The organism is Nocardia sp. NPDC004711 (assembly GCF_053601595.1).
The window spans coordinates 1-4,464 of record NZ_JBSGCB010000149.1 but is presented as its reverse complement, the minus strand read 5'-3'; the positions used below and the strand labels follow the sequence as shown (position 1 = coordinate 4,464).

Sequence of the window (4,464 nt, the reverse complement as noted above, 5' to 3'; positions counted from 1 at the left end):
TCACACCGGCAGCCCCGCCATGGGCGAGGCGGTCGCCCGCGCCATCGCCCGTTTCGCACAGTCCGATACCAATCGGATCAGCTAGACGGCGGCAACCGGAGGCAACGGCGCGCACCCCCCGTGGTAGGTGTGGCTCAACCATTCCGGCATCAGTGCATAGCTGGTCAGCGATTGTTGCCTGCCGGAGATGCACGCCTGGTCACCGCGTTCGCCTGCCTACCGGTTCGCCTGAGTGTGCAGTTCGAGTGCAGAACCGGGATGACCGATCCGGAGCGTGGCAGCGTGCGAGCGCTGCTGGACCAATTGTGCTGCCGGGCGGCGGATTCCGGCGTATCCGGCTAGCGCGGACTGAACTGGAAGGTCGGGCAGCGTGAGTAGTTCGCAAAGCAGAGCGGCATCCTGTAGGCCCACTCCCGCGCCCTGGCCCAGTCGGGGACTCATGGCGTGCGCGGCATCGCCTGCGAGCGCGATCCGGCCGACCGCCCAGTCATCGGTCACGACTTGGTTGATGTTGGCGTAGAAACCGACCGGCTCGGTGCGCATGGCCTTGATCAGGCCGGCCAGCGGACCACACAGGTCGGCGTAGTCCTGCGCCAGTTCGGTGAGCGTGCAGTCGCGGCGGTTGTCCGGTTCACCGGGCAGGAATACGACGCCGTGCAGTACCGTGCCGCGGTTCAGGACGAAAAGGCTCAGGCGGCCATCGCTGGTCATACCGGCGAGGTCCAGGCCTGCAGCGTTGGGGACCTGGAAGCGCACCACAGCACTGCCCGCGTAGGCCGGATCCGGACCACCGAAGACGCTGCGCCGAGTCCAAGAGTTGATACCGTCGGCGCCGACGACCACGTCGAACTCGCCTGTGGTGCCGTCGCTGAACCCGACCTCGACGCACGCGCCATTGTCGGTGATCGAGACCGGTGCGATCCCGGTGCGCACCAGATCGCCGACGGGTTCCCAAAGCCACAGTTGCAGCTCGGAACGGGTCGTCACAACCCCGTCCATGGCGGCGATCCCGACCGGAACGGAGGTGTTCGGGTCGTACATGATCGTTCGAGCGAGCCGATCCGCGGTCAGATCCTGCGGCGCCAACCCCAGTTGCCGCAGAGCTTCGAGATGTCTGTCGGTCAGGCTGATCGCCCAGCCGGCCTCGGCGATGACCGGCGCCTGCTCGACGACCGTGACCTCGACGCCATCGGCGCAGCGGAGTCCGTTGGCCAACGCCAGACCGGTGAGTCCAGCTCCGATGATCAGTACGCGGCGGGTCATGCGATCGCCATCCCTCCGTCGATCGCAATGACCTGGCCCGTGACCCACGCTGCCGCAGGATCAGCCAGCGCGACGATCCAGCGGGCAACTTCATCAGCGGTGCCGCGGCGCTTGAGTGGGAGCGATGCCGCCTCCGCCGCAGTAACCTGCGCAACCATGTCGGCGGGTAGCACCGTCGAAAGGATCGGGGTCTCGGTGGGTCCGGGAGCAACCGCGTTGACGCGGATGCCCTGACCGGCTAGTTCCGCGGCCCATGACCGAGTCAGGTAGTCCAGCGCGGCCTTGGACGCACCGTAGAACGCCGACCTGGCCTGGGGACGCTGCGCCGCCGCACTGCTTACGTTCACGACGCTGCCGCCGACGGCCGACAGGTGCTCGACCGCGGCGCCGACCAGATAGGACGGCCCGAAGACGTTGATCGAGAACAGGTGGTTCAACGCGTCGTAGGTGGGGTTGGTGGTCGATACAGGGTTGAGTGCGCCTGCATTGTTGATCAGGGCGTCGAGTCGGCCGTGTGCGCCGACGGCCGAGTCGATGAACTGGCGGGCTCGGGCTTCATCGGCGACGTCCACGACCTCATAGCCGATCGTCGGACGCTCGGCGGCGAGATCGGCGAGCGGCGCTTCCCGTCGCCCGGCAACGATCACGTTCCAGCCCGTGTCTGCGAGTTGGATGGCAGTCGCGCGGCCGATGCCGGTGCCGCCACCGGTGATTACAGCTACCCGGCCAGTGTTGTCCACAGTCATGTTCGGGCTCCTCGAGCAACAAAGCGAATGGACTTTCGTTTTTAAATGTGGCCTACGACCTGCGCACGTGTCAAGGCGAAAGATCGTTCATTATTGATGGATGCCCCCTGTCACGCCCGAGTACCTCGCCCAACGACGCGCGACGATCCTTGCCGCCGCAGCGCACTGCTTCGCCACCAAAGGCCTCCACGCCACGTCGGTGCCGGATATCTGCACCCAAGCCGGGATGTCCGCAGGCGGGGTCTATCGCTACTTCGCCAGCAAGGAGGAACTCATCGAGGAGCTTGCGGACACGGTGATGGCTCCAGTTCTCCGGGTCTTGCGTAGGGCTGTCGACGCGGACCCGGTGCCGCGACCGGCGGAAGTCATCGATTTGATCCACGACACGCTACTGGTCGACAGCCCGCCTACCACCAGCTCAGCGCTCATGCTCCAGCTGTGGTCCGAGGTTGCCGGCAACGCTCGTGTTCGCGAGTCCCAGCGCCGTTATATGACCGAACTCCTCGATGTTCTGAGCGGCTTCACCCGCCGGTGGGCCCAACTCGACGACGAGTCAGCGCTGGCGACAGCGAGCGCGCTGGTGGCGATGAGCATGGGCACCTTCTTGGTACAGAACGTCCTGGAGTCGGATAGGGAGGCGACTCCTACCCGGAAGCTCCTCGAAGCACTCGACCCCATCGTCCGCTCGGGTTAAGGCAGCGGCGAAATCACCCGGGTATGAGGTAGCCGGGTTCTTCAGCATGTGACAGGCGGCAATGGACGCGCTGTAATGCCGCATACCGCGCTGACCGAACCGGCCAGCGCGGGTCATCGGAAGATCGACTGGCCGTGCCGATCCGAGGTCGGCGGAACATCCGCAACTGCCGATGAGTGTTCCTTCTGTCCCGAAGGCAGACTTTCGGTGCATCTGAGTGATCGTGATCGTCCGGCGGCCTGCCGATTCAGTACGGCGCGCTCCAACTTTGGCGAGGTCGTTCGCCGAACTTATGACACCGCGGTGCGGCGGCAGACCAGATCCGGCCGAGTATCGCCGAAGCGACCGCAGGGGAGCCGGACAGCCGAACCCACCCATCCACGCCGTCGCCGGATTCGTCGTAAGGATCGGGCGCGATCGGCCGCACGAACCGCAGACTCGATCAGCCGATCGCGAAATGCGCCTCGAGATAGGGGATGGCCATGCAGTCGGCCCGGTTGGCAGGTATTTCAGGATGAACGTTGACCTCGAATACGGTGCCGCCGTTTTCAGGGACCAGATCGACCCCCGCGAACGGCAGTCCGACGGACTTGGTCGCGGATACGGCGAGTTCGGCCAGCCCCGGGGGAAGGTGATCGATCGGCAGGTCTGTCGACACCGCGCCGCGCGATTGGTTGCACGGCGCGTTGGGGTCAGGTTGAACATGCTCGGCGGCGCGCAGCACTCGGTCCTCGAGGACGACGACACGATATTGGTGCCGGCGTCCGGCGGCGTCGAAGTTTCCGGCATCGCGGGAGATCAGCCATCCCTGCTCGGCCGCGGCGAAATGCCGCACCGCCGCGATCATCTGCCCGGATGAGACGATGTGTGAAACGTCGACGCCACCCATGCCGACGACAGGCCGAGCCCACACGTCACCACCGAGGTGCTCGAATGCCGCGACCGCCTGCTCGGTGGTCGGATGGGTTAGACGCATCGTCTCCGGGTGCGGGATGCCGTCCCGCAGAAAAGCTTTCGCGGTCAGATCCTTCTCCGTCGCCGCTCGCCACGCCTGCACGTCGGCGCCCAGTGTACGCACGCCGGACGTGCGCAGCGCGTGCTGAAACCTCTCGAACCGCCTGCGATCCTGGGGCCGGATCTCGTAGACGATCACCATCGATGCAACGACCGAGACGCCCTCGGCTGCCGTCTCGAGGCCGACTTCACCGTCACCGATCCGGACTCTGCCACCACCGCCGTCCAGGAAATGCCGCGCGTCCACTGTCAGCGCGGGGCGGCCGGTGAGCTGTTCTATCGTGGCCGCCAGCACTGCCCGGCTGCCTTCGTGCGAACTGTGATCAGTTATCAATACTGTTGGGCCACTGTGCATTCACACATCAGATCGCAACCCTGAAGCCGGCTGCAAGCTGAACGTTGTTGGGTCGCAGGCTCATCGGACGCCACCGGCGCGCCGCCCGCCGGAATGATCAAAACCCTCCAACGGACACAACCCGAACCTGGCCACCCGGCGGCGCACTGCGGCGCACCATCTACGCCGCCCGCTACCTGTCGGATCTGGACTACCGGCGGAGCATCGCGCGCCAGCTGAACAAGGGCGAATCGCTGCACGCGCTGCGTCGCGACCTGCTCTATGCCCACGAGGGCACCATCCGGGCCCGCCAGCTCGAGGTCAAGTCCCGGGGCGTGGTGTAACTGGGGTGGTCACCGCATGATCCGGAATGGGGTCAGGCGGTGAGTTCTGCTGGTGCTGGGTCCTCCTGT

Annotated in this window: 4 protein-coding genes and 1 pseudogene; 2 read left to right on the top strand and 3 right to left on the bottom strand. The window is 65.8% G+C overall.

Annotated elements, in window-relative coordinates; all coding sequences use genetic code 11:
* Nucleotides 1-216: 216 nt before the first annotated feature.
* Both ACWEKS_RS48910 and ACWEKS_RS48905 read right to left on the bottom strand, forming a co-directional pair.
* Nucleotides 217-1,263 (bottom strand): FAD-dependent oxidoreductase, encoded by a 1,047-nt coding sequence (locus ACWEKS_RS48910; protein WP_452346538.1) that lies wholly within the window; start codon nt 1,261-1,263, stop codon nt 217-219.
* On the bottom strand, nt 1,260-2,009 hold the full coding sequence (locus ACWEKS_RS48905; RefSeq protein WP_452346537.1) for an SDR family NAD(P)-dependent oxidoreductase: 750 nt from the start codon (nt 2,007-2,009) through the stop codon (nt 1,260-1,262). The genes ACWEKS_RS48910 and ACWEKS_RS48905 overlap by 4 nt, the downstream gene beginning before the upstream one ends.
* Nucleotides 2,010-2,109: 100 nt before the next feature.
* Between ACWEKS_RS48905 and ACWEKS_RS48900 the strand changes: the two genes are divergently transcribed.
* Nucleotides 2,110-2,703, top strand: a complete 594-nt coding sequence (locus ACWEKS_RS48900; protein ID WP_452346536.1) for a TetR/AcrR family transcriptional regulator — start codon at nt 2,110-2,112, stop codon at nt 2,701-2,703.
* Nucleotides 2,704-3,145: 442 nt separating this feature from the next.
* Here ACWEKS_RS48900 and ACWEKS_RS48895 read toward each other — a convergent pair whose 3' ends face one another.
* Nucleotides 3,146-4,012 (bottom strand): ATP-grasp domain-containing protein, encoded by an 867-nt coding sequence (locus ACWEKS_RS48895; RefSeq protein ID WP_452346535.1) that lies wholly within the window; start codon nt 4,010-4,012, stop codon nt 3,146-3,148.
* Between the two features lie 200 nt (nt 4,013-4,212).
* On the opposite strand from ACWEKS_RS48895, the pseudogene ACWEKS_RS48890 reads away from it, so the two are divergent.
* Nucleotides 4,213-4,371 (top strand): annotated as a pseudogene (locus ACWEKS_RS48890) (Tn3 family transposase); the annotation flags it as partial.
* Nucleotides 4,372-4,464 lie beyond the last annotated feature (93 nt).